Genomic DNA, 20,697 nt, shown 5'->3' on the forward strand with positions numbered 1-20,697 from the left:
CCCGCCAGCGGGCAGGGCAGTTAACGCTGCCGGGCAAAGCGCAGCGGCTGCTCAGCGGCGCTGCGCGTCATCACCCGATCCAGTACGCTCGCTTCCAGCTCCGCCAGCCGCGCCGAGCCTTTGCGGCGCGGACGCGGCAAATCGACCGACAGGTCGAGCCCGATTTTCCCCTCTTCAATCAGTAACACCCGATCGGCCAGCGCCACCGCCTCGCTGACGTCATGCGTCACCAGCAGTACCGTAAAATTGTGCTGCTGCCAGAGTGATTCAATCAGTCCCTGCATCTCAATGCGGGTTAAAGCATCCAGCGCGCCCAGCGGCTCATCCAGCAGCAGTAAGCCAGGACGGTGGATCAGCGCCCGCGCCAGCGCCACGCGCTGCTTCTGTCCACCCGAGAGGGCAGCAGGCCACTCATTTGCGCGATCGGCAAGCCCCACGGCCTCCAGTGCCTCCAGCGCGGCGCTGCGCCATTCGCGGCCGCGTAAGCCGAGTCCGACGTTATCGATCACTTTTTTCCACGGCAGCAGACGCGCATCCTGGAACATCAGTCGCGTATCGTCGCGCGCCGCGGCCAGCGGCGCGTTGCCTGCCAGCAGCTCACCCTGACTGGCGACTTCCAGTCCGGCCAGCAGCCGCAGCAGGGTGCTTTTACCGCAGCCGCTGCGCCCGACCACGGCAACAAACTGCCCGGCCGGAATATGCAGGCTGACCTGGTCAAGAATAGTACGATTGCCATAGTGCTTAGAGAGGTTACTGATGGCGACCGGCGTGCCGCTGATCAGGCGCGCCGGGTTCTGTACGGCATTGCTCATGCGTTGCTCTCCTTCAGTTGCCAGGCCGGGTGCCAGCGCAGCCAGATACGCTCCAGCAGCTGCGCCGCCACGTCTGCCAGTTTGCCCAGCAGGGCATAAAGAATAATGGCCACCACGACCACGTCAGTTTGCAAAAATTCGCGCGCGTTCATCGCCAGATAGCCGATACCGGAGTTGGCCGAGATGGTTTCAGCCACAATCAGCGTCAGCCACATCAGACCCAGCGCAAAGCGCACCCCGACCATGATGCCGGGCAGGGCGCCAGGCAGGATAACCTGCGCAAACAGCGACCAGCCGGAGAGGCCATAGCTGCGCGCCATCTCTATCAGCCCGCGATCGATATTGCGGATCCCGTGATAGGTATTGAGGTAGATCGGAAACAGCGTACCGAGTGCGACCAGGAAAATTTTGGCCGATTCATCAATGCCAAACCAGAGGATCACCAGCGGGATCAGCGCCAGATGCGGCACGTTGCGCAGCATCTGTAGCGAGGTATCCAGCAGACGCTCACCGGTGCGCGATGTACCGGTGATGAGTCCGAGCGCCAGCCCGATCGTGCCGCCGATAGCAAAACCGATTAGTGCGCGCCAGCTGCTGATGGCCAGGTGCTGCCACAGTTCACCGCTGGCGGTCAGCTGCCAGAAGGCGGTCACAATTTTCTCCGGCGCCGGTAAAATACGCGTGGAGAGCCAGCCCTGCGACGAAGCGAGCTGCCATATCGCCACTATTCCCGCCGGCAGCAGCCAGGGCAGCAGCGCATTGCGCAGCGTTTTTATCTGCTCAGACATGGTGACTCCTTAGCTTTGCGCAACTTTCTGTGGCGTAAAATCATTGGCCACAGCTTCGCCATGCGCCTGCACGATGCGCGGTGCAGGCACTTCCGGCGCGGCCAGGTCAAGATGGGGAAACAGCAGCTCGCCAACGCGGTACGCTTCTTCCAGATGCGGATAGCCAGAAAGGATAAAGGTCTCAATGCCCAGCGCCTGATATTCGCGCATACGTTCTGCGACAGTTGGCCCGTCGCCGACCAGCGCAGTACCGGCTCCGCCGCGTACCAGGCCAACCCCAGCCCAGAGGTTCGGACTGATCTCCAGCTTATCGCGCTGGCCGCCGTGCAGGGCAGCCATCCGCTGCTGTCCGACCGAATCCGTGCGCGCAAACGCCGCCTGTGCTTTGGCAATCGTGGCGTCATCCAGATGTGAAATAAGCCGATCCGCGGCCTGCCACGCCTCTTCGTTCGTTTCGCGCACAATCACGTGCAGACGAATACCGAAGCGCACCGTGCGCCCCTGCGCTGCGGCTTTGGCGCGCACCTGCTCAATCTTCTCTTTAACCAGCGCGGGCGGCTCTCCCCAGGTGAGATAGACGTCAACCTGTTCAGCAGCCAGATCCTGCGCGGCATCAGAAGAGCCGCCGAACCAGAGTGGCGGACGCGGCTGCTGTACCGAACGGAACATCAGGCGCGCACCGCGCACTTTGACGTGTTTGCCCTCATAGTCCACCGTTTCGCCTTCAGAAACACGTCGCCAGATGCGGGTAAATTCCGCCGATTCTGCATAGCGTTCGCGATGGTCGAGAAAAACGCCATCGCCCGCCAGCTCTTCCGGATCGCCACCGGTCACCAGGTTAAACAGCGCACGACCGTTAGAGAGGCGATCCAGCGTTGCCGCCTGACGCGCTGCCTGGGTCGGCGAGATCACGCCGGGACGCAGTGCCACCAGAAAGCGCAGGCGCTGCGTTACCGGAATCAGTGAGGCAGCGACCAGCCAGGCATCTTCGCAGGAGCGGCCGGTCGGGATCAGCACGCCGCCAAAGCCCAGCCGGTCAGCGGCCTGTGCTATCTGCTGCAGATAACCGTGATCCACCGGACGGGCGCCTTCGGCGGTTCCCAGATAGTGACCATCGCCGTGCGTGGGAAGAAACCAGAAAACAGATATGCTCATTGTGTTGTTCCTTATTAATGGGCCGTCCGGGGTTGCCAGATGCGGTCAGCGATGGTGAGTTTTACCGGCAACAGATGGCTGGCGTAAAACAGATCGGCAGTGTGCTGCTGCGCGGCGGCGGTGCGTGCACTGACGGGGGTAATCGTGGTAGGCGGACGATGATCGAGATAGCTCGCCAGGACCGGTTTTGGCAGGCCCATCGCCTGCGCCAGCAGGTCAATACTCTGCGTCCGCTGGCTCTGCGTCAGCGCATCCGCCTCGCTGAAGGTGGCCAGCACCTGGCTGAGGGTATCGGGACTGGCTTCAGCAAACTGTCGGGTCGCCAGATAGAAAGAGCCGGTCAGGTTCAGCGTGCTGCCGTCAGTGAGGACGCGCACGTTGCCCTGCTGCAGAGCGGCTGAGTAATAAGGATCCCAGATCGCCCAGGCGTCAACGTTACCCTGCTGAAACGCCGCGCGGGCATCGGCTGGCGTCAGATAGACCGGCTGAATATCAGCGAAACTCAGGTCCGCCTGCTGCAGCGCGCGCAGCAGCAGATTGTGCGAGCTGGAGCCTTTCTGAAAAGCAACTTTGCGGCCTTTCAGATCGGCCACGCTGTGGATGGGGCTGTTCTGCGGTACCAGGATCACTTCTGCTTTAGGTTTCGCGGGTTCCGATCCGACATAAAGCAGATCGGCGCCGGCGGCCTGCGCAAAGAGCGGAGGAATATCCCCGGTGCTGCCTAAATCGATACTGCCGATGTTAAGCGCTTCCAGCATTTGCGGGCCGGCAGGAAACTCAATCCACTTAATTGCCATCGCCGGAAAACGCTGCTCCAGCAGCCGGTGCGATTTTGCCAGCACCATGCTGACCGAGCCTTTCTGGTAGCCGATACGGATCTGAGAAGGCGCGTCCGCTGCGCTGGCCGTCAGGGTAAACAGGGCAGCCAGCGCCGGGAGCAGCAGAGCCGTTATAAGTCGTTTCACAATAGTCTCTCCTCAGACAGCCCGGGCAAAAGGCAGATGACGGCGCTGCAGCGCGAGCCAGAAGTTCTCCAGCGCATCATCAATACGGGAAGTGAGATCGCTGGCAAATTCCGGCTGGCGGTCGTAATGCGTAATCTGCAGATCCTGCGCAAACACTCCCTGTAACACCTCCTGCGCTTTCAGCGCGCTCAGTACCGGTTTAAGCCCGTAATCAAGCGCCAGCATATGTGCCACGCTGCCGCCACTTGCCAGCGGCAGTACGACTTTTTCTTCCAGCGCCCGCTCCGGCAGCAGATCCAGGACAGTTTTTAGCGCACCTGCAAATGACGCTTTATAGACAGGAGTAGAAATAATGACGCCGGTCGCGCTGGCGATGTCAGCTTTAAACGCATTCAGGGCAGGGGAGTCGAAACGGGCATGGATCAAATCTTCCGGCGGAAAATTGTGAATATTCCACGCAGTAACTTCGGCGCCCCGGGCTTCCAGCTGGCGCTGGCAAAGCGTCAGCAGCGCCGTCGAACGTGAAGGGAAACGGGGGCTGCCCGCCAGCGTTAGGATCCGCATACCTGCTCCTTATAACAAAAAGTTATCGATAATGTTTAATTGAGAACTGATTGTCTTAATCCTGCCAGAGCGCCGGAAAAGGGGTAAATGATTTATCCGGCAATCAAAAGCTTTAAAACGGCAAACGGATCCCGCTGCCGATCTGCTGCCTGCGAAACGCTACTGCCTGCGCTGCCAGTCGGGCTCACAGAGCAGCGGCGGATAAAATGGCCCGATCTCTGTTTTTTATTGATGAATTTAAGAAAAAGCTGCGGCGTGAATGCCAGGTGGTTTTTAAGAATTACTCCTGTGGGCGCTGTCACATTTTTGTGTCACGCTTGAAGACATTGAGAAAAATACCCAGACCCCCATACTTTTATGTCTATCAAACGTAATGCGATTGCCAACTATGTCGGGCAGATCTACCTGACGCTGTCAGGTATTTTAGTGGTGCCGCTCTATATTCAGAATCTGGGGATGGAAGCGTATGGCCTGGTTGGCTTCTTTTCTATATTACTGACCTGGCTGCAGCTGCTGGATGCGGGCGTCTCCACCACGCTGATGCGTGAAGCGGCGCGCTACCGCGCTAATCAGGAAGAATTTGTCTGGTTTCCGGCGCTGTTTACCACCCTGACGCGCTTTTTCCTTTTTTCCACGCTGGTGCTGGTGGTGCTGGGCTGGCTGGCAACGCCCTGGATAGCGACACACTGGCTGGATGCGCGTCATTTGCCGGCCGGCGATGTGGTTATCGCCGTGGCAATTATGGTGATCACCGCGGCCATTCGCTGGCGCACCAGTCCCTATCGCAGCGTGATCATCGGCTTTGAACATCAGGTCTGGCTGAATGGCGTTAACCTGACTATTACCACGCTGCGCACCTTTGGTGCGGTGCTGGTGATCCAGCTCTTCGCCAACGCCGTGCTGACATTCTTTATCTGGCAGCTGCTGGTCTCCATCGCCGAGGCGGGCTGCTGCATCTGGAAGGCGTATCAGCTTATCCCGCGCGCCGCGCGCAAAGAGAAGCGCAGCGACCTGAAAGAGGTGCTGAGGCCTTTTATTCGCTTTGCGCTGAGCGCCGCGTTCTCCAGCGCAATCTGGACGTTTATCTCGCAGATTGACCGTCTGGTGCTGTCTAAAACCCTGCCGCTGAGCGAGTACGGATCCTTTACCGTCGTGGCAACGGCGGCGACCGGTATCCTGCTGCTCAGCAGCCCGATTATGCAGGCGATTGTGCCGCGCATGACCGGCATGAAAACCCGGCAGCAGGGCGATGCGGAATCTCTGCGTCTCTACCGTTACACCACGCAGGCAGTCGCCATTTTTATGGCCCCGCTCAGTATCACTATCGCCTGCTATTCTGGTCCGCTGCTTTGGGCGTGGACGCAAAAAACGCAGATTGTCGATGAGATGGCTTTTGTCCTGACGCTTTACGCCTTAGGCAGCGGAATTCAGGCGATCTGTGGCTTGCTCTATCACCTGCAGTACGTGAATGGCAACCTAAAACTCCATATGCAGGGCTTTACCCTGTTTGCCATTCTGCTGGTGCCGCTTAACATCTGGTGTGCGATTCACTACGGCGCGCTGGGAACCGGCTGGCTGTGGCTGGCGCAGAACATTTTCTACCTGGTTGGCTGGGCATGGCTGGTACACCGTCGTTTTGCGCCGGGTATCCACTTCAGCTGGCTGACGCGCGACGTGGCGCTGATCTGGGCGGTATCGGGCCTGATTGCCGGCCTGAGCACGCTGCTGCCTATTGAGTGGAATCAGAATCGCTGGATTAATCTGCTCTGGCTGGCATTGATTGGTGCCGTGAATCTCGGCGTCTGCTGTCTGCTGCATAGCCTGGTGCTGAAGCGCCTGCGCCGTACACCCGTTGTTAATGCTGAAGAAAGAGGATAAGTATGACGTCGCGCTCCGTCCCGACTATATCGGTCATTATTCCGAACTGGAACTGCGCCCCGTGGCTGCCGGAGACGATGCAGTCGCTGCTGCAGCAGACGTCGCCGGCAGATGAGATTATTATCATTGACGACGGCTCAACGGATGAGAGCGTGAGCTGGCTTACGGCGTTCGCTGAGGCGCATCCGCAGGTCACTTTGCTGAGCGGCAACCGCGGCGGCGTCAGCGCAGCGCGGATGAAAGGGCTGGCGGTCGCCACCGGCGATTTCCTCTATTTTATGGATGCCGATGACTTTATCTCCGCCACTCTGTTTGCCGATTTCCGGCGCGCGCAGGCGCAGCATACCGGACTTGAGCTGTTCTGCTTCGGCGCAAAAATGTTTTTCGACGTCCCGGAACCGCAGCGCCACTATCAGACGATTCATCAGCGTCACGTCAGCGGCCTTTTCTCCGGCGGCAGCGAAAGTCTGCGCACGCTGATCCAGCATCAGTCGGCGCACCGGGTGATCTGGAGCAGCATCATTTCCCGGCAGCTGATTGAGCGGCTGGGGCTGAGTTTCCTGCCGATTCAGAATCATGAAGATGCGCCTTTTATGTTCGCGCTCTATATGCAGGCGCACAGTTTCTACTGCACCGGCGAGAGCTACTACTACAAGCGCTTTATGCAGAGTTCGCTGTCGCAAAGCACCCGCGACTTCTCCTGGATAAAAAATTACTTTATCGCCCGCGACAGCAGCGAAGCGTTTTTGCGAGAGCATCAGCTGCCGCAGGATGAGGCATTACTGGATGACTACTATCAGACCATTATGCATGGCTGCCTGGCACAGATCCGTAAACACCGCATTAAAGTACCTGCCGAGTGGCAGCCGCGGGTAAACAGTCTGGTGCGGCGCGTATTACGGCATAATACCCGGCTGAAACTGCTCTGGTATTGTCCGCCGCTCTATCACGGTCTGCAGGCGTGCCGTAATCGCCTGAGTCGTTATTCATCCCGCCGTTGATCGCGATCCTGTTCTGAGGTTCGTCACTAATTTACTTTTGCGCCAGAGCACCTTACCATTCTGGCGCACGTCTTCCCGTGCACCCGCTGTTTCTTCCTTTACTGCCATTCAGGAGAGTGCATGTTATATCCCATCGTCCGGCCCGCCCTGTTTAAACTCGATCCCGAGCGCGCGCATGAACTCACTTTCCAGCAGCTGCGTTTTATCAGCGGTACGCCGCTGGAGGGGCTGATTCGGCAGTCGCTGCCGGCGCGTCCGGTAAGCTGTATGGGCCTGACGTTTCCCAACCCGCTGGGTCTGGCGGCCGGGCTGGATAAAAACGCGGAGTGCATTGATGCGTTTGGCGCGATGGGGTTTGGTTTTATTGAAGTCGGTACGGTAACGCCGCGTGCGCAGCCCGGAAATGATAAACCGCGTATGTTCCGTCTGGTTGAGGCGGGCGGCATCATTAACCGCATGGGATTTAATAACCACGGGGTTGATCATCTGGTAGAGAACGTCAAAAAAGCGCGATTTAAAGGCGTACTGGGGATCAATATTGGCAAGAATAAAGATACCCCGGTTGAGCAGGGGAAAGAGGATTACCTGATCTGCATGGAGAAGGTCTACGCCCATGCGGGTTATATTGCGATAAATATCTCTTCACCTAACACGCCGGGTCTGCGTACGCTGCAATATGGCGATGCGCTGGACGATTTGCTGGTGGCGATTAAATTAAAACAGCAGGAACTACAGCAGCGACACCTTAAATATGTTCCGGTGGCCGTAAAGATTGCGCCGGATCTGTCTGAGGAGGAATTAATCCAGGTTGCTGACAGCCTGGTGCGTCACCAGATTGATGGTGTGATTGCAACCAATACCACGCTGGATCGTACGCTGGTCAGCGGACTTAAACATGCAGATGAAGCGGGCGGCCTGAGCGGACGCCCGGTGCAGACGCGCAGCACAGAGGTAATCCGCCGGCTGGCGCAGGAGCTGCAGGGGCGCTTACCTGTTATTGGTGCCGGTGGAATAGATTCACTCATCGCCGCACGGGAAAAAATTGCCGCGGGCGCCACCCTGGTGCAGATATACTCCGGATTTATTTATCAGGGACCGGCTTTAATTAAAGATATCGTGACCCACCTCTAAGACATATCTCACTTTCCCCGGCCAGGGGGTTTATTTCTCCCTCTGGCTCGTTTATATTTTCCCCTGTTGTTCTATTTTTCAGCTTTTTGCTTAAAGCGATATTTTATTTTTTAGGCGCCATTTAGCGCAGCAGAATCCCACAAGGCACATCATGAAAATCAAACCCGATGACAACTGGCGCTGGTATTATGACGCCGAGCATGACCGTATGATGCTTGATTTGGCTGATGGCACACTCTTCCGCTCCCGCTTCTCCCGCAAAATGCTGACGCCCGACGCTTTTAACAGCAGCGGATTTTGCGTCGATGATGCCGCACTCTATTTTAGTTTCGACGACCGCTGTCGTGAAAGTGAATTATCTGCTCATCAGCGTGCCGAGCTGATCCTGAATGCGCTGGTGGCAAGCCGCTTCCTCAAGCCGCTGATGCCAAAAAGCTGGCACTTCATCAGCCATAAACATAGCTGGCAGCCGGTCGCGGGCGATATGGTCACGGCTACGCTGGCTGAGAGCGGTGAGCAGGCACAGCTGCTGGTAGTAGAAAGCAGTGAAAACGCGGCGCTCTGTCTGGTGGCGCAGCCGGCACTGAGCATGGCGGGAAAAAGCATGCAGCTTGGCGATGCGATCAAAATCATGAACGATCGCCTGCAGCCGCTGCAGCTGGCGACATGGTACGCGCGCGCGGTTTAGATTTTATCCCAGCTCAATATCACTGTCTGGAATACAGCTGCAGCTCAGAATAGTGCCGTCAGCACGTACGGCGCTCTGCTTTAACGGCCTGACGGTGCCGGCGACCAGCGTGACTTTACAGCTGCCGCACAGCCCGGCCCGGCAGGAGTAGGGAATACGAAACCCGGCCATCTCCAGCTGCTCCAGTAATACCTGCTGATTATCTCCCTCAAAACGCCGGCCCTGACAGGTAATGGTGACGCTGGCAGGCGCACCTGGCTCTGCTGTCAGCGAAGCTTCTGTTTTGCCGGCACCATAGACGCGCGGGGTATGGCGTTCCAGAATCGTCACGCTGTCCCCGCTGCGGATCAGCCCGCTGTTCAGGGCTATCATATTGAGGCCAAAATCGATATCACCGCTGCCATCCTGCGCGCTGCGAAAGCCCTGCAGCGTGGTCAGCGGCTCACCCGCCGGATGTTTCTCTCCGTTCTCTGTCCCGATAGTGGTAAATATGCAGCGGCTGCACGGTTTCGGCACGACAAACTCAACGTCACCGATTTGCAGCCGCTTCCAGCTATCTTCATCCCAGGCGGGGGCACCGCTGACCACCAGGTTAGGGCGAAACTGCTCCACGCGTACGCCAGCCGGGCAGCGCTGCTGCAGATCCTGCATCGACGCCATATTGACCAGCAGAAACGGATAGCCGTCGGCAAAGCCGAGCGGCACGGCGTCAAAGCGCTTTACGCGCCGCGTCGGCGTCTCACCTGTCCAGCGCAGCTGTACCGGACGCGGAAAATAGTCGCTCAGCCAGCGGTTAATCGCTTCCGGCTCGATGCGGGCAGTAAAGGTGTTGCCCCAGACAACGGTTTCGCTCTCTTCTGCTGCAAAGTCGGCATAGCGGATCAGCGCCTGCTGACCGTCCGGCGCGTTAATCAGCAGGCCATCCGGCAGCACAACCGGCGTAAAACGCACCAGTTGCGGAAACTGCCGGGCGGTGATGAACGTTCCGTCAGGCTCGGTGATCATAAAGATGCGATCAAATGCCAGACCGCTCTGCAGCACCTGTGCATGCGACTGCTGCAGGCCGCGCATCGATTTGACCGGGTGAATATAAAGACGGGATAAGGTAATCATCATCGCTCCTTGCAGACAAAAAGAAGCTAACTTTATGACATAGGACGCTGATTCGCTATAATGCGCAGCAATTTTAGCAAGAGTATAAGTGACGATATGAATTCTCTGTTTGCCAGTACGGCGCGTGGGCTCGAAGAGCTGTTGAAAACTGAGCTGGACGCGCTGGGCGCGCAGGATTTGCAGGTGGTGCAGGGCGGCGTCCACTTCCGTGCCGACGATCGCGTAATGTATCAAAGCCTGCTGTGGAGCCGTCTGGCTTCACGTATTTTACTGCCGCTGGGAGAATTCGGTGTCTGGAGTGACCTCGATCTCTATGTCGGCGCGCAGAGTATCCCCTGGGCTGAGCTGTTTGACAGCGAAACCACCTTTGCCATCCATTTCAGCGGCACCAACGACGTCATCCGCAACAGCCAGTTTGGCGCGCTGCGAATTAAAGATGCGATCGTTGACTGCTTTACCCGTCAGGATCTGCCGCGCCCCAGCGTGGATCGCGAGCAGCCGGGTATTTGCATTAACGCCTGGCTGAATAAAGATCGCGTCAGCATCGCACTGGATCTCAGCGGCACCGCGCTGCATCAGCGCGGCTATCGTCAGCAGACCGGTCAGGCGCCGCTGAAAGAGAATCTGGCGGCTGCCATTGTTATGCGTTCCGGCTGGCAGCCGGAAACGCCGCTGCTGGATCCCATGTGCGGTTCCGGCACGCTGCTGATTGAGGCGGCCTTAATTGCCTGCGATCGCGCGCCGGGTCTGCTGCGCAGCCACTGGGGCTTTAGCCGCTGGAAGCAGCATAACGCAGCGCTATGGCAGGAGCTGCGCAGCGAAGCGCTGCAGCGCGCGCGGGCTGGCACTGCGGCCACCCAGGCACGCTTCTTTGGTTATGATAACGATGGCCGCGTGCTGGAGTGGGCGCGCGCTAACGCGCGTCGTGCCGGCGTCTTTGAGCTTTTTACCTTTGCGCAGCAGGATGTGCTGAAGCTGAGTAATCCGCTTGACGATAAAAGCGTGACCGGAACGGTGCTGAGTAACCCGCCTTATGGTGAGCGTCTGGAGAGCGAGCCGGCGCTGATTGCGCTGCACAGCCAGCTGGGCCGCATTATGAAGCAGCAGTTTGGCGGCTGGAATCTGTCGCTGTTCAGCGCCTCACCCGATCTGCTGAGCTGCCTGCAGCTGCGCGCGGAGCGCCAGTTTAAAGCGAAAAATGGCCCGCTGGAGTGCGTGCAGAAAAATTATCAGCTGGCGGCGTCCGGTGCGGCTGGCAGCGCGCAGATTGCGGAAGATTTCGCAAACCGCCTGCGCAAGAACCTGAAGAAGCTGGAGAAATGGGCGCGTCAGTCGGGCATTGAGTGCTATCGCCTCTATGATGCCGATCTGCCGGAATACAATGTCGCAGTGGATCGCTACGCCGACTGGGTGGTGGTGCAGGAATACGCGCCACCAAAAACCATCGACGCGACCAAAGCGCGCCAGCGGCTGTTTGATGTTATCAGCGCCACGCTCAGCGTGCTGGAGATCCCGGCTAACAGGTTGGTGCTGAAAACCCGCGAGCGGCAAAAGGGCAAAAATCAGTATCAGAAGCTGGGAGAAAAGGGCGAATTCTTTGAAGTGCAGGAGTTCAATGCCCGGCTGCTGGTTAATCTTACTGACTACCTTGATACCGGCCTGTTCCTCGATCACCGTATCGCGCGGCAGATGCTCGGCCAGATGAGTAAAGGTAAAGACTTCCTGAACCTGTTTTCTTACACCGGCAGCGCCAGCGTGCACGCCGGGCTGGGCGGGGCAAAATCCACCACTACGGTTGATATGTCGCGCACCTACCTTGAGTGGGCGGAGCGCAACCTGCGTATTAATGGTCTGACCGGCCGTCAGCATCGCCTGCTGCACGCCGACTGCCTGAGCTGGCTGCGTGAAAGCGACGAGCAGTTTGACCTGATTTTTATCGATCCGCCGACCTTCTCCAACTCCAAGCGTATGGAGGCGGATTTTGATGTGCAGCGCGATCATCTGATGCTGCTGCAAAACCTGAAGCGCATGCTGCGTCGCGGCGGCACCATTATGTTCTCCAACAACAAGCGCGGCTTCAAAATGGATCTGGAGGGCCTGCAACGGCTTGGCCTGCAGGCGCAGGAGATCACGCAAAAAACCCTGTCACAGGACTTTGCCCGTAATCGTCAAATTCACAACTGCTGGCTGGTCAGCCACGCCGGTAAGGAATAATTTATATGTCGTTGATCAGTATCCATGGTGCTTACCTCTCATTCAGTGATGCACCGCTGCTGGATAATACCGAACTGCACATCGAAGAGGGCGAACGCGTCTGTCTGGTGGGCCGTAACGGTGCCGGTAAATCCACATTAATGAAAATCATCAACGGCGAACAGCCGCTGGATGATGGGCGTATCATCTATGAGCAGGACCTGATCGTTTCGCGCCTGCAGCAGGATCCGCCGCGTAACATTACCGGTTCGGTGTATGACTTTGTCGCTGAGGGCGTGGCCGAGCAGGCGGAGCATCTCAAAGCCTATCACGCCATTTCGCACAAAGTGATGGAGGATCCGAGCGAGAAAAACCTCAATGAAATGGGCCGGCTGCAGACGATTCTCGATCACCAGAATCTCTGGCAGCTCGACAGCCGTATCAACGATGTTCTGCAGCAGATTGGCCTGCAGGCTGATACAGAACTCTCTTCGCTCTCCGGCGGCTGGCTGCGTAAAGCGGCCCTGGGCCGTGCGCTGGTCAGTAACCCACGCGTGCTGATGCTGGATGAGCCTACTAACCACCTCGATATTGAAACCATCGACTGGCTGGAAACGTTCCTGAAAACCTTTACCGGCAGCATCGTGTTTATTTCGCATGACCGCTCGTTTATCCGCAATATGGCGACGCGCATTGTCGATCTCGATCGCGGTAAGCTGGTCTCCTGGCCGGGAGATTACGATCAGTTCCTGGTGGGTAAAGAGGAGGCGCTGCGGGTTGAGGAGATGCAGAATGCTGAATTTGACCGCAAGCTGGCGCAGGAAGAGGTGTGGATCCGTCAGGGGATCAAGGCGCGTCGTACCCGCAATGAAGGCCGCGTGCGGGCACTGAAAGCGCTGCGTCGCGAACGTTCCGAGCGTCGTGACGTGATGGGCAAAGCCAATATGCAGGTCGGCGAAGCGGCCCGCTCCGGTAAAATTGTCTTTGAGCTGGAGAACGTAAACTACGGCGTGGAAGGCAAAACGCTGGTTAAAGACTTTTCAGCCCAGGTCCAGCGCGGCGATAAGATTGCGCTGATTGGGCCTAACGGCTGCGGAAAAACCACGCTGCTGCGCCTGATGCTGGGGCAGCTGAAAGCGGACAGCGGGCGGGTGCACTGCGGCACCAAGCTTGAAATTGCCTATTTCGATCAGCATCGCGCTGAACTCGATCCGGACCGGACCGTGATGGATAACCTCGCGGAAGGCAAACAGGAAGTGATGGTCAACGGCAAACCCCGTCACGTACTGGGTTACCTGCAGGACTTTCTGTTCCATCCGAAACGCGCCATGACGCCGGTACGCGCGCTGTCGGGCGGAGAGCGCAATCGCCTGCTGCTGGCGCGGCTGTTCCTGAAGCCCAGCAACCTGCTGATCCTCGATGAACCGACCAACGATCTGGACGTTGAAACGCTGGAGCTGCTGGAAGAGCTGGTCGACGGATATCAGGGCACCGTACTGCTGGTCAGCCACGATCGTCAGTTTGTGGATAACACCGTTACCGAATGCTGGATATTTGAAGGTAACGGCGAAGTGGGCGCGTTTGTGGGCGGCTATCATGATGCGCAGCAGCAGCGCGCGGCGTACAAACAGACGCGTGTTGCCCCGACGGTTTCCGCACCGGTGAAAACAGCTGAAAAAAATGAAACCGCCAAACGCAGCGCAGGCAAGCTAAGCTATAACCTGACGCGTGAACTGGAACAGCTGCCGCAAAAGCTGGAGCAGCTGGAAGCGCGGATTGGTGAGCTGCAGGCGCAGATGAGCCATCCCGATTTCTTCAGTCAGCCGCATGAAAAAACGCAGCCGGTGCTGGATACGCTGGCGCAGACGGAGCAGGAGCTGGAAACCGCCTTTGCCCGCTGGGAAGAGCTGGAAGCGCTGAAAAACGGCGCATAACACAGAGGAAAAGGGCATGTGCGCAACGTCGCCGCAGGCGCAGCAGTGGATGCTCTGTCCACAGTGTGATTTAACCGTCAGGCTGCCCGCTGTGCCGGCGGGCAGCCGTGCCCGCTGCCCGCGCTGCCATACGCAGCTGCTGGCTAACTGGCATGAACCGCGGAGGCGTCCAACCGGTTATGCGCTGGCGGCGCTGTTTATGCTGGTGCTGGCCAATCTGTTTCCGTTTATCGATATGCACGTCGCCGGTCTCTCCAGCCGCATTACGCTGCCGGAGATCCCGCGCGTCATGGTGCGGGAGGATTACCGCAGCCTGGCTTCCCTGTTTCTGCTGTTTGTGCAGGGTATTCCGGCTTTCTGCATGGTGACAATTTTGCTGCTGGTCAACCGGATTGCTCTGCCGCACCCGCTGCGGCGGGGACTGGCGCGTATTCTTTTTCAGCTGCGCAGCTGGGGCATGGCAGAGATCTTTATGGCCGGCGTGCTGGTGAGTTTCGTCAAGCTGATGGCGTATGGTGAGATCGGCTTAGGCAGCAGCTTCTGGCCCTGGTGCCTGTTCTGCCTGCTGCAGCTGCGCGCGTTTCAGTGTGTGGATCGGCGCTGGGTCTGGCAACAAATCGACGCGCTGCCCGCGCTGCCGTTTACGCCGCAGGCGGGGAAAAGTGGTCTGCAGCAGGGACTGCGCAGCTGCCCCTGCTGTACGGCTATTCTGCCGGTGACGCAGCCGCGCTGCGATCGCTGCGGGGTAGCAGCGGCACCGCGCCGCAGGCATAGCCTGCAGTGGACGCTGGCGCTGCTGCTGACCTCCGTTATGCTCTATATTCCGTCTAATATTATGCCGATCATGGTGACGGAGACGCTGGGTTCCCAGTATCCCTCAACGATCATGGGCGGCGTTATCCTGCTGATGAGCGATGGTTCCTGGCCCGTTGCACTGGTGATTTTTATCGCCAGTATTATGGTGCCCTCGCTGAAAATGGTCGCTATTGGCTGGCTCTGCTGGCACGCCAGCGGGCGCGGCCAGCGGGATGGCGAAAAAATGCATCTGATCTACGAAGTGGTGGAGTTTGTTGGTCGCTGGTCGATGATCGATGTGTTTGTTATCGCCGTGCTCTCTGCGCTGGTGCGCATGGGACAGCTGATGAACGTCTATCCCGCACCGGGCGCGCTGCTGTTTGCCCTGGTGGTGATATTGACCATGTTTGCCGCTATTACATTCGATCCGCGTCTGATTTGGGATCGCCAACAGGAAACTGAACGTAAGGAGTCGCGTCTTGACGGACAACAATCACGGGACTGCTAAGGTCGATCAGATCAAACGCTGGTCGCCAGTCTGGATCGTACCCATCGTTACGCTGTTGATCGGCGGGTGGATCCTTTTTTATCACTTCAGCCATCAGGGGCCGCTGGTGACGCTGATCACCGAAAACGCCGAAGGCATCGTGGCGGGTAAAACCACTATCAAAAGCCGCAGCGTGGATGTGGGCACCGTAGAGAGTGCGGTGCTGACCGACGATTTGCATCACGTCGAGATCACAGCCCGTCTGAACGCCGGCATGGAGAAGCTGCTTTATAAAGACAGCGTGTTCTGGGTGGTCAAACCGCAGATTGGACGCGAAGGGATCACCGGTCTTGGCACACTGCTTTCAGGCGCCTATATCGAGCTGCAGCCCGGTGCAAAAGGCGAACAGCCGGAGCATTATCAGCTGCTTGATTCACCGCCGCTGGCGCCGCCGGATGCGAAAGGGGTCCGCATTGTGCTCGACAGTAACAAAGCGGGTCAGCTCAATCCGGGCGATCCGGTGCTGTTCCGCGGTTATCGCGTCGGCACGGTGGAAACCAGCACCTTCGATACTGACAAACGTATGATGACCTATCAGCTGTTTGTCACTGCGCCTTATGACCGGCTGGTGACCACGAATGTGCGCTTCTGGAAAGACAGCGGCATTGCCGTTGATATGTCTGCTTCGGGGATGCGCGTGGAGATGGGTTCACTGACCACGCTGTTTAGCGGCGGCGTCAGCTTTGACGTACCGGATGGCTGGGATCTGGGTGAGGTCGCACAGAACAAAGCGGATTATCATCTGTATGACGATCAGCGCAGCATTCAGGATTCACTCTATACCCGACACACTGATTTCCTGATGTTCTTCAGTGATTCGATTCGCGGCCTGCAGGTGGGTGCACCGGTTGAGTTCCGCGGTATTCGTCTGGGAACCGTCGCGCAGGTGCCTTATATGATCCCGGGTATGGACCAGGCGCTGAACACAGATTATCGCGTGCCGGTGCTGATTCGCATCGAACCCGATCGCTTTACCGCACGACTGGGCAGTGATTTTAATCTGGAGCAGCATCTGCAGGATGGGAAGAAACGTGGCCTGCGCGGCACGCTGAAAACCGGCAACCTGCTCTCCGGCGCGCTGTTTGTCGATCTCGATTTCTACGATAAAGCGCCAGCCTATAAAGGACCGAACAGCGTAGCAGGTCTTGAGGTGATCCCTACCGTCAGCGGTGGTCTCAGCCAGATCCAGCAGAAGCTGATGGCGGCGCTGGATAAGATCAACGCGCTGCCGCTTAATCCGATGATTAATGAGGCGACCGGCACGCTGAAAGAGAGTCAGCGCACGCTGCGTCAGCTGCAGAATACGCTGAATAATCTGAACCAGCTTACCGGCAGTCCGGCAATGAAAACATTGCCTGCTGATATGCAGCAGACGCTGCGTGAACTCAACCGCAGCATGAAAGGGCTGCAGCCGGGATCGCCAGCGTACAATAAACTGGTGGGAGATATGCAGCGGCTTGATCAGGTGCTGCGTGAGCTGCAGCCAGTGCTGAAAACGCTGAATGCGAAAAGCAATGCCCTGGTATTTGAAGCGAAGCCAGGCCAGGATCCGCAGCCAAAGAGGGCGAAACAGTGAAAAAAGCCATCATCGCAGGAGCTATGTTGCTGCTGGCAGGGTGCAGCACAACCATCGACACCACCTACTATCAGCTGCCGGCAGGCAGCAGTACGGTACGCGTCGCCAGCAGCGCGGGCAGCAGCCAGCCGATGCTCTGGGTGGAACATGTGAATGTGCCTGACTATCTGGCAGGCAACGGACTGGTTTATCAGACCAGCGATGTCAAGTATGTCATTGCCACCAATAATCTCTGGGCCAGCCCGCTCGATCAGCAGCTGCAGCAGACGCTGATTGCTAATCTGAGCCAGGCGCTGCCGGGCCGCGTGGTCGCCGCGTCACCGCATGGAGAGGGCTACGATACGCTCAACGTCAGCGTAAGTGGCTTTCAGGGACGTTACGACGGGCGGGTCGTGGTCAGCGGTGAATGGCTGCTGCAGCATCAGGATCAGCTTATCAAGCGCAGCTTTAGTGTGACGTTGCCGCAAAATGAGGATGGTTATGATGCGCTGGTCCGCACGCTGGCTGCAGGCTGGCAGCAGACCGCACAGCAGATCGCAGACAGTGTGGCTTCGCTAAATTAGGAATTGGTTTAGATAACTGCTAAGTCCCTGATTCTTCGTAGCAACGTTGCACCGGAGATCAGGGGCTTTTTTTTGCCTAATCAGAAACATAGACACTGCTTTGACATTTCTTTATGTCGTTTTAACGGCAAAATCGTGACGCTGGCGTGAATTTTGCGCATTGCTTTTTCTGCGCATTGGGGTTAGAACTTTATTGTGGCTGAACATTAATTCGCCACTCTTTCTTTCCACCAGATTCCACCAGACCTGAAATGAGGGAAACGCGGTATGAAGAGACAGAAGAGAGACCGTTTAGAACGTGCACATTCACGCGGTTATCAGGCCGGCATTACTGGCCGCTCTAAGGAGCTGTGCCCCTATCAACTGATCGATGCGCGGTCTCACTGGCTGGGAGGCTGGCGTCAGGCCATGGAGGACAGGTCGGCGGTGGCGTAGCCCTGCCGGATGTCAGCAAAGGGAAAACCTCCGCCGCGGCGGAGGTTTTGTTAAGCAGGATCAGAACGCAGAAGTATCTTTAAACAGACCGACTTTCAGATCGGTAGCGGTGTAGATCAGATTACCGTCAACAAAGACTTCACCATCTGCAACACCCATCACCAGCTTGCGGTTGATTACGCGCTTGAAGTGAATTTTATAGGTCACTTTTTTCGCTGTTGGCAGCACCTGACCGGTAAACTTCACTTCGCCCACGCCCAGCGCACGGCCTTTGCCTTCCGCGCCTAACCAGCCGAGATAGAAACCAACCAGCTGCCACATGGCATCCAGGCCCAGACAGCCAGGCATAACCGGATCGCCTTTGAAATGGCAATCGAAGAACCAGAGGTCGGGGCGGATATCCAGTTCAGCTTCAACAAAACCTTTGTCGAAGTTACCGCCATCTTCGGTCATTTTGACCACACGGTCCATCATCAACATGTTGTCAGAGGGCAGCGGTGGCCCATTTTCGCCGAACAGTTCGCCGCGACCTGAGGCAACCAGGTCTTCTTTGCTATAGGATTCGCGTTTATCTACCATGTTCTCAATATGCCTTCTTTTAGTGAAGCCCGAATATTAGCGAACAGTTGTACGCCGGGCAATGCCCCTATTTGTGGTTAAACCAGTTAAGCCAGCGTAACGGCCACGGGCGGGGTGCAGATTCCTGCTGGTTAAACTGTGTAATACGGGTCTGAATCATAGTCAGCAGCGATTCACCGCTCTCGCTCTGCCACGCCACGCCGGTCAGCAGCGGCAGGGCTTCATCGATACGGTCAATTGCCCACAGATGAAACTCTCCTGCTTTCACCGCGTCAACGATCTCCTGACTAAGACTGAGATGACGCACGTTAGAGGCAGGCAGAATGACACCCTGCTTACCGGTCAGCTCACGCGCCTGACAGACATGAAAGAATCCTTCGATTTTTTCATTGAGGCCACCGACCGGCTGCACATTGCCAAACTGATCAACAGAGCCGGTCACCGCAATCTGCTGGCTCAGCGGCTGATTAGCCAGCGCGCTGATTAATGCGCACAGCTCTGCCAGCGAGGCGCTGTCACCATCCACTTCAGAGTAAGATTGCTCAAACACCATCGAAGCGGAGAAGGGCAGTGGCTGATCGAGTTCCAGCTCAGCAATCAGATAGGCCTGCATAATCATCATGCCTTTGGCATGAATATTACCGCCCAGCTCAGCTTTACGCTCCACGTCGTTGAGTTCACCATCGCCTGGGTGCACCACACAGGTAATACGTGACGGCTCACCCCAGGCACGCGGGTGCCCCGGAAACTCAATAACCGACAGGCCATTGATCTGTCCGATAACCTCGCCATCTGTTTCAATCATGATCTGATTTAGCAGGATCTCATCGCGCATGCGTTCAGTAAGGTAGTTTTCCCGCCACTGGCGTGCTTCAAGCGCCTCCGTCAGCGCTTCACCATTAATGATGTCGCCGTGCAGGGCGGCCTCATGCAGCTGTCGCCTCAGCCAGCGCGGACAGAGCGGCAGCGTATCCTGATCGCCGGAAAAACGTACCGCTTCCGTCAGCAGCGGTGGCCAGAAATCAGCCTCCGGTGCATTAAGGTCTGCCCGTGCTGCCTGCGTCAGAACCCACTGACACCAGTTGAGCATATCGCTCTCATCGGCAATCTGCAGGTTCTCTTCAAACTCACTGTAGAGCGCCATTTCGTGCACTTCGGCATCCAGCTCCTGAAAGCTGGCCAGCGCATCGCGATCGCCGCACAGAACCAGGCGGACGCTGAGCGGCAGAGCTGGAATTGTCACCGGCAGGGGCTGTCGCTCATCCTGCGAATACCACTCAAACCGCTGCAGTTCGATACACCGGCGCAGGCGCAGCCAGAGCAGGGGCTGTGCCAGCAGCGTATTGATAGACAGGATCAGCGTGCCGCCGTTGGCGCGATGCAGCAGCCCGGGCTCAGGCATCACGCGATCCTTATACTGACGCACGCAGCCAAACAGCTGCTCTGCTTCGATCCAGTCAGCATAAAACACGCCGCCGCTACTGGTAAAAGGACGGTTGATGTCTGAAGGCGGCAGCAGCGTAACGGTGTCGCCCATCACATGATAGTCACCACCAAAGAGCTGCCCGGCATCAGGCTGAAAACGACGCGTGGCCTCGGCAATCCAGGCGAGATAGTCGCTATTTTCCTGGCTGCGTAACAGTAGCAGCGGAAAACCCGCAGACTGATGGTGTAAATGCGCCAGCGCATTCAGCAAACGCGGCTGAACCGCGGCAAGACTATCGCTATCTTTCAGTGAAACCGTTGAAAAGAGGGTCTGCCAGGGGGTGCTATCTGGCTGCAGGGCTTGCCACGTAAGTTGGTTGCTGGTCAAAATATTCGCATTAGTCTGATTTAGGAAAAGCGTGATTATACAGGATACAACCGGGTTTATCACGGCGAGTTCCGGTAGTGAATGTGACAGGAGCAACATGTTTTTCGTTGCTGCATCGCGCAAAAAAGCTGTTATTCTTAAGTTGTTACGTGGTCACGGTGGGATTC

The 20,697-nt window shown here is 57.4% G+C and carries 18 protein-coding genes; 10 read left to right on the forward strand and 8 right to left on the reverse strand.

The window, feature by feature from the left end; genetic code table 11:
- Positions 1-20: 20 nt before the first annotated feature.
- From ssuB to ssuE, 5 genes are read right to left on the reverse strand one after another with little or no spacing between them, the layout of a single operon-like run.
- Positions 21-812, reverse strand: a complete 792-nt coding sequence (gene ssuB, locus LAC65_RS05570; RefSeq protein ID WP_039383607.1) for an aliphatic sulfonates ABC transporter ATP-binding protein — start codon at positions 810-812, stop codon at positions 21-23.
- Positions 809-1,600 carry an aliphatic sulfonate ABC transporter permease SsuC gene (ssuC, locus tag LAC65_RS05575; RefSeq protein ID WP_039383609.1) on the reverse strand — a complete coding sequence of 264 codons (792 nt, stop codon included), beginning with the start codon at positions 1,598-1,600 and terminating at the stop codon, positions 809-811. Before ssuC ends, ssuB begins: the two co-directional genes overlap by 4 nt.
- Before the next feature lie 9 nt (positions 1,601-1,609).
- Positions 1,610-2,755, reverse strand: coding sequence for an FMNH2-dependent alkanesulfonate monooxygenase (ssuD, locus tag LAC65_RS05580; protein WP_039383611.1), 1,146 nt, complete (start codon positions 2,753-2,755; stop codon positions 1,610-1,612).
- 14 nt (positions 2,756-2,769) lie between these two features.
- The gene (locus LAC65_RS05585; RefSeq protein ID WP_039383615.1) at positions 2,770-3,720 is read right to left on the reverse strand and encodes a sulfonate ABC transporter substrate-binding protein; all 951 of its coding nucleotides are present in this window, start codon (positions 3,718-3,720) and stop codon (positions 2,770-2,772) included.
- A 12-nt stretch (positions 3,721-3,732) separates the two neighbouring features.
- Positions 3,733-4,284, reverse strand: a complete 552-nt coding sequence (gene ssuE, locus LAC65_RS05590; RefSeq protein ID WP_039383618.1) for an NADPH-dependent FMN reductase — start codon at positions 4,282-4,284, stop codon at positions 3,733-3,735.
- Positions 4,285-4,641: 357 nt separating this feature from the next.
- On the opposite strand from ssuE, the gene LAC65_RS05595 reads away from it, so the two are divergent.
- The 4 genes from LAC65_RS05595 to LAC65_RS05610 all read left to right on the forward strand — a co-directional run bounded on the left by LAC65_RS05595 (position 4,642) and on the right by LAC65_RS05610 (position 8,982).
- Complete coding sequence (locus tag LAC65_RS05595) at positions 4,642-6,162, forward strand: lipopolysaccharide biosynthesis protein (RefSeq protein WP_039383621.1); 1,521 nt, start codon at positions 4,642-4,644, stop codon at positions 6,160-6,162.
- Between the two features lie 2 nt (positions 6,163-6,164).
- Complete coding sequence (locus LAC65_RS05600; protein ID WP_039383623.1) at positions 6,165-7,163, forward strand: glycosyltransferase family 2 protein; 999 nt, start codon at positions 6,165-6,167, stop codon at positions 7,161-7,163.
- Positions 7,164-7,283: 120 nt separating this feature from the next.
- On the forward strand, positions 7,284-8,294 hold the full coding sequence (gene pyrD, locus LAC65_RS05605; protein WP_039383626.1) for a quinone-dependent dihydroorotate dehydrogenase: 1,011 nt from the start codon (positions 7,284-7,286) through the stop codon (positions 8,292-8,294).
- A 151-nt stretch (positions 8,295-8,445) separates the two neighbouring features.
- Positions 8,446-8,982, forward strand: coding sequence for a cell division protein ZapC (locus tag LAC65_RS05610; RefSeq protein WP_039383627.1), 537 nt, complete (start codon positions 8,446-8,448; stop codon positions 8,980-8,982).
- 3 nt (positions 8,983-8,985) lie between these two features.
- Here LAC65_RS05610 and LAC65_RS05615 read toward each other — a convergent pair whose 3' ends face one another.
- A complete protein-coding gene (locus tag LAC65_RS05615; protein WP_039383631.1) occupies positions 8,986-10,095 on the reverse strand; it encodes a YcbX family protein in 1,110 nt (369 codons plus the stop codon).
- 96 nt (positions 10,096-10,191) lie between these two features.
- Here LAC65_RS05615 and rlmKL point away from each other — a divergent pair, with 96 nt between their 5' ends.
- The 6 genes from rlmKL to rmf all read left to right on the forward strand — a co-directional run bounded on the left by rlmKL (position 10,192) and on the right by rmf (position 18,138).
- A complete protein-coding gene (rlmKL, locus tag LAC65_RS05620) occupies positions 10,192-12,309 on the forward strand; it encodes a bifunctional 23S rRNA (guanine(2069)-N(7))-methyltransferase RlmK/23S rRNA (guanine(2445)-N(2))-methyltransferase RlmL (RefSeq protein WP_039383634.1) in 2,118 nt (705 codons plus the stop codon).
- 5 nt (positions 12,310-12,314) lie between these two features.
- Positions 12,315-14,222: an ABC transporter ATP-binding protein gene (locus LAC65_RS05625; RefSeq protein ID WP_039383636.1), complete on the forward strand. Its 1,908-nt coding sequence runs from the start codon at positions 12,315-12,317 to the stop codon at positions 14,220-14,222.
- A 16-nt stretch (positions 14,223-14,238) separates the two neighbouring features.
- On the forward strand, positions 14,239-15,525 hold the full coding sequence (gene pqiA / locus LAC65_RS05630) for a membrane integrity-associated transporter subunit PqiA (protein ID WP_039383638.1): 1,287 nt from the start codon (positions 14,239-14,241) through the stop codon (positions 15,523-15,525).
- Positions 15,497-17,140, forward strand: coding sequence for an intermembrane transport protein PqiB (gene pqiB / locus LAC65_RS05635; RefSeq protein ID WP_039383639.1), 1,644 nt, complete (start codon positions 15,497-15,499; stop codon positions 17,138-17,140). Before pqiA ends, pqiB begins: the two co-directional genes overlap by 29 nt.
- Complete coding sequence (pqiC, locus tag LAC65_RS05640; protein ID WP_039383640.1) at positions 17,137-17,703, forward strand: membrane integrity-associated transporter subunit PqiC; 567 nt, start codon at positions 17,137-17,139, stop codon at positions 17,701-17,703. Before pqiB ends, pqiC begins: the two co-directional genes overlap by 4 nt.
- A 267-nt stretch (positions 17,704-17,970) precedes the next feature.
- The gene (gene rmf / locus LAC65_RS05645; RefSeq protein ID WP_071668711.1) at positions 17,971-18,138 is read left to right on the forward strand and encodes a ribosome modulation factor; all 168 of its coding nucleotides are present in this window, start codon (positions 17,971-17,973) and stop codon (positions 18,136-18,138) included.
- 60 nt (positions 18,139-18,198) lie between these two features.
- On the opposite strand, the gene fabA is transcribed toward rmf, so the two are convergent.
- Together fabA and LAC65_RS05655 are read right to left on the reverse strand one after the other, a co-directional pair.
- Positions 18,199-18,717 carry a bifunctional 3-hydroxydecanoyl-ACP dehydratase/trans-2-decenoyl-ACP isomerase gene (fabA, locus tag LAC65_RS05650; RefSeq protein WP_039383641.1) on the reverse strand — a complete coding sequence of 173 codons (519 nt, stop codon included), beginning with the start codon at positions 18,715-18,717 and terminating at the stop codon, positions 18,199-18,201.
- A gap of 67 nt (positions 18,718-18,784) precedes the next feature.
- The gene (locus tag LAC65_RS05655; protein ID WP_052246479.1) at positions 18,785-20,629 is read right to left on the reverse strand and encodes an AAA family ATPase; all 1,845 of its coding nucleotides are present in this window, start codon (positions 20,627-20,629) and stop codon (positions 18,785-18,787) included.
- Between the last annotated feature and the right edge of the window lie 68 nt (positions 20,630-20,697).

This window comes from Pantoea eucrina, assembly GCF_020079945.1.
Lineage (GTDB): Bacteria > Pseudomonadota > Gammaproteobacteria > Enterobacterales > Enterobacteriaceae > Pantoea > Pantoea eucrina.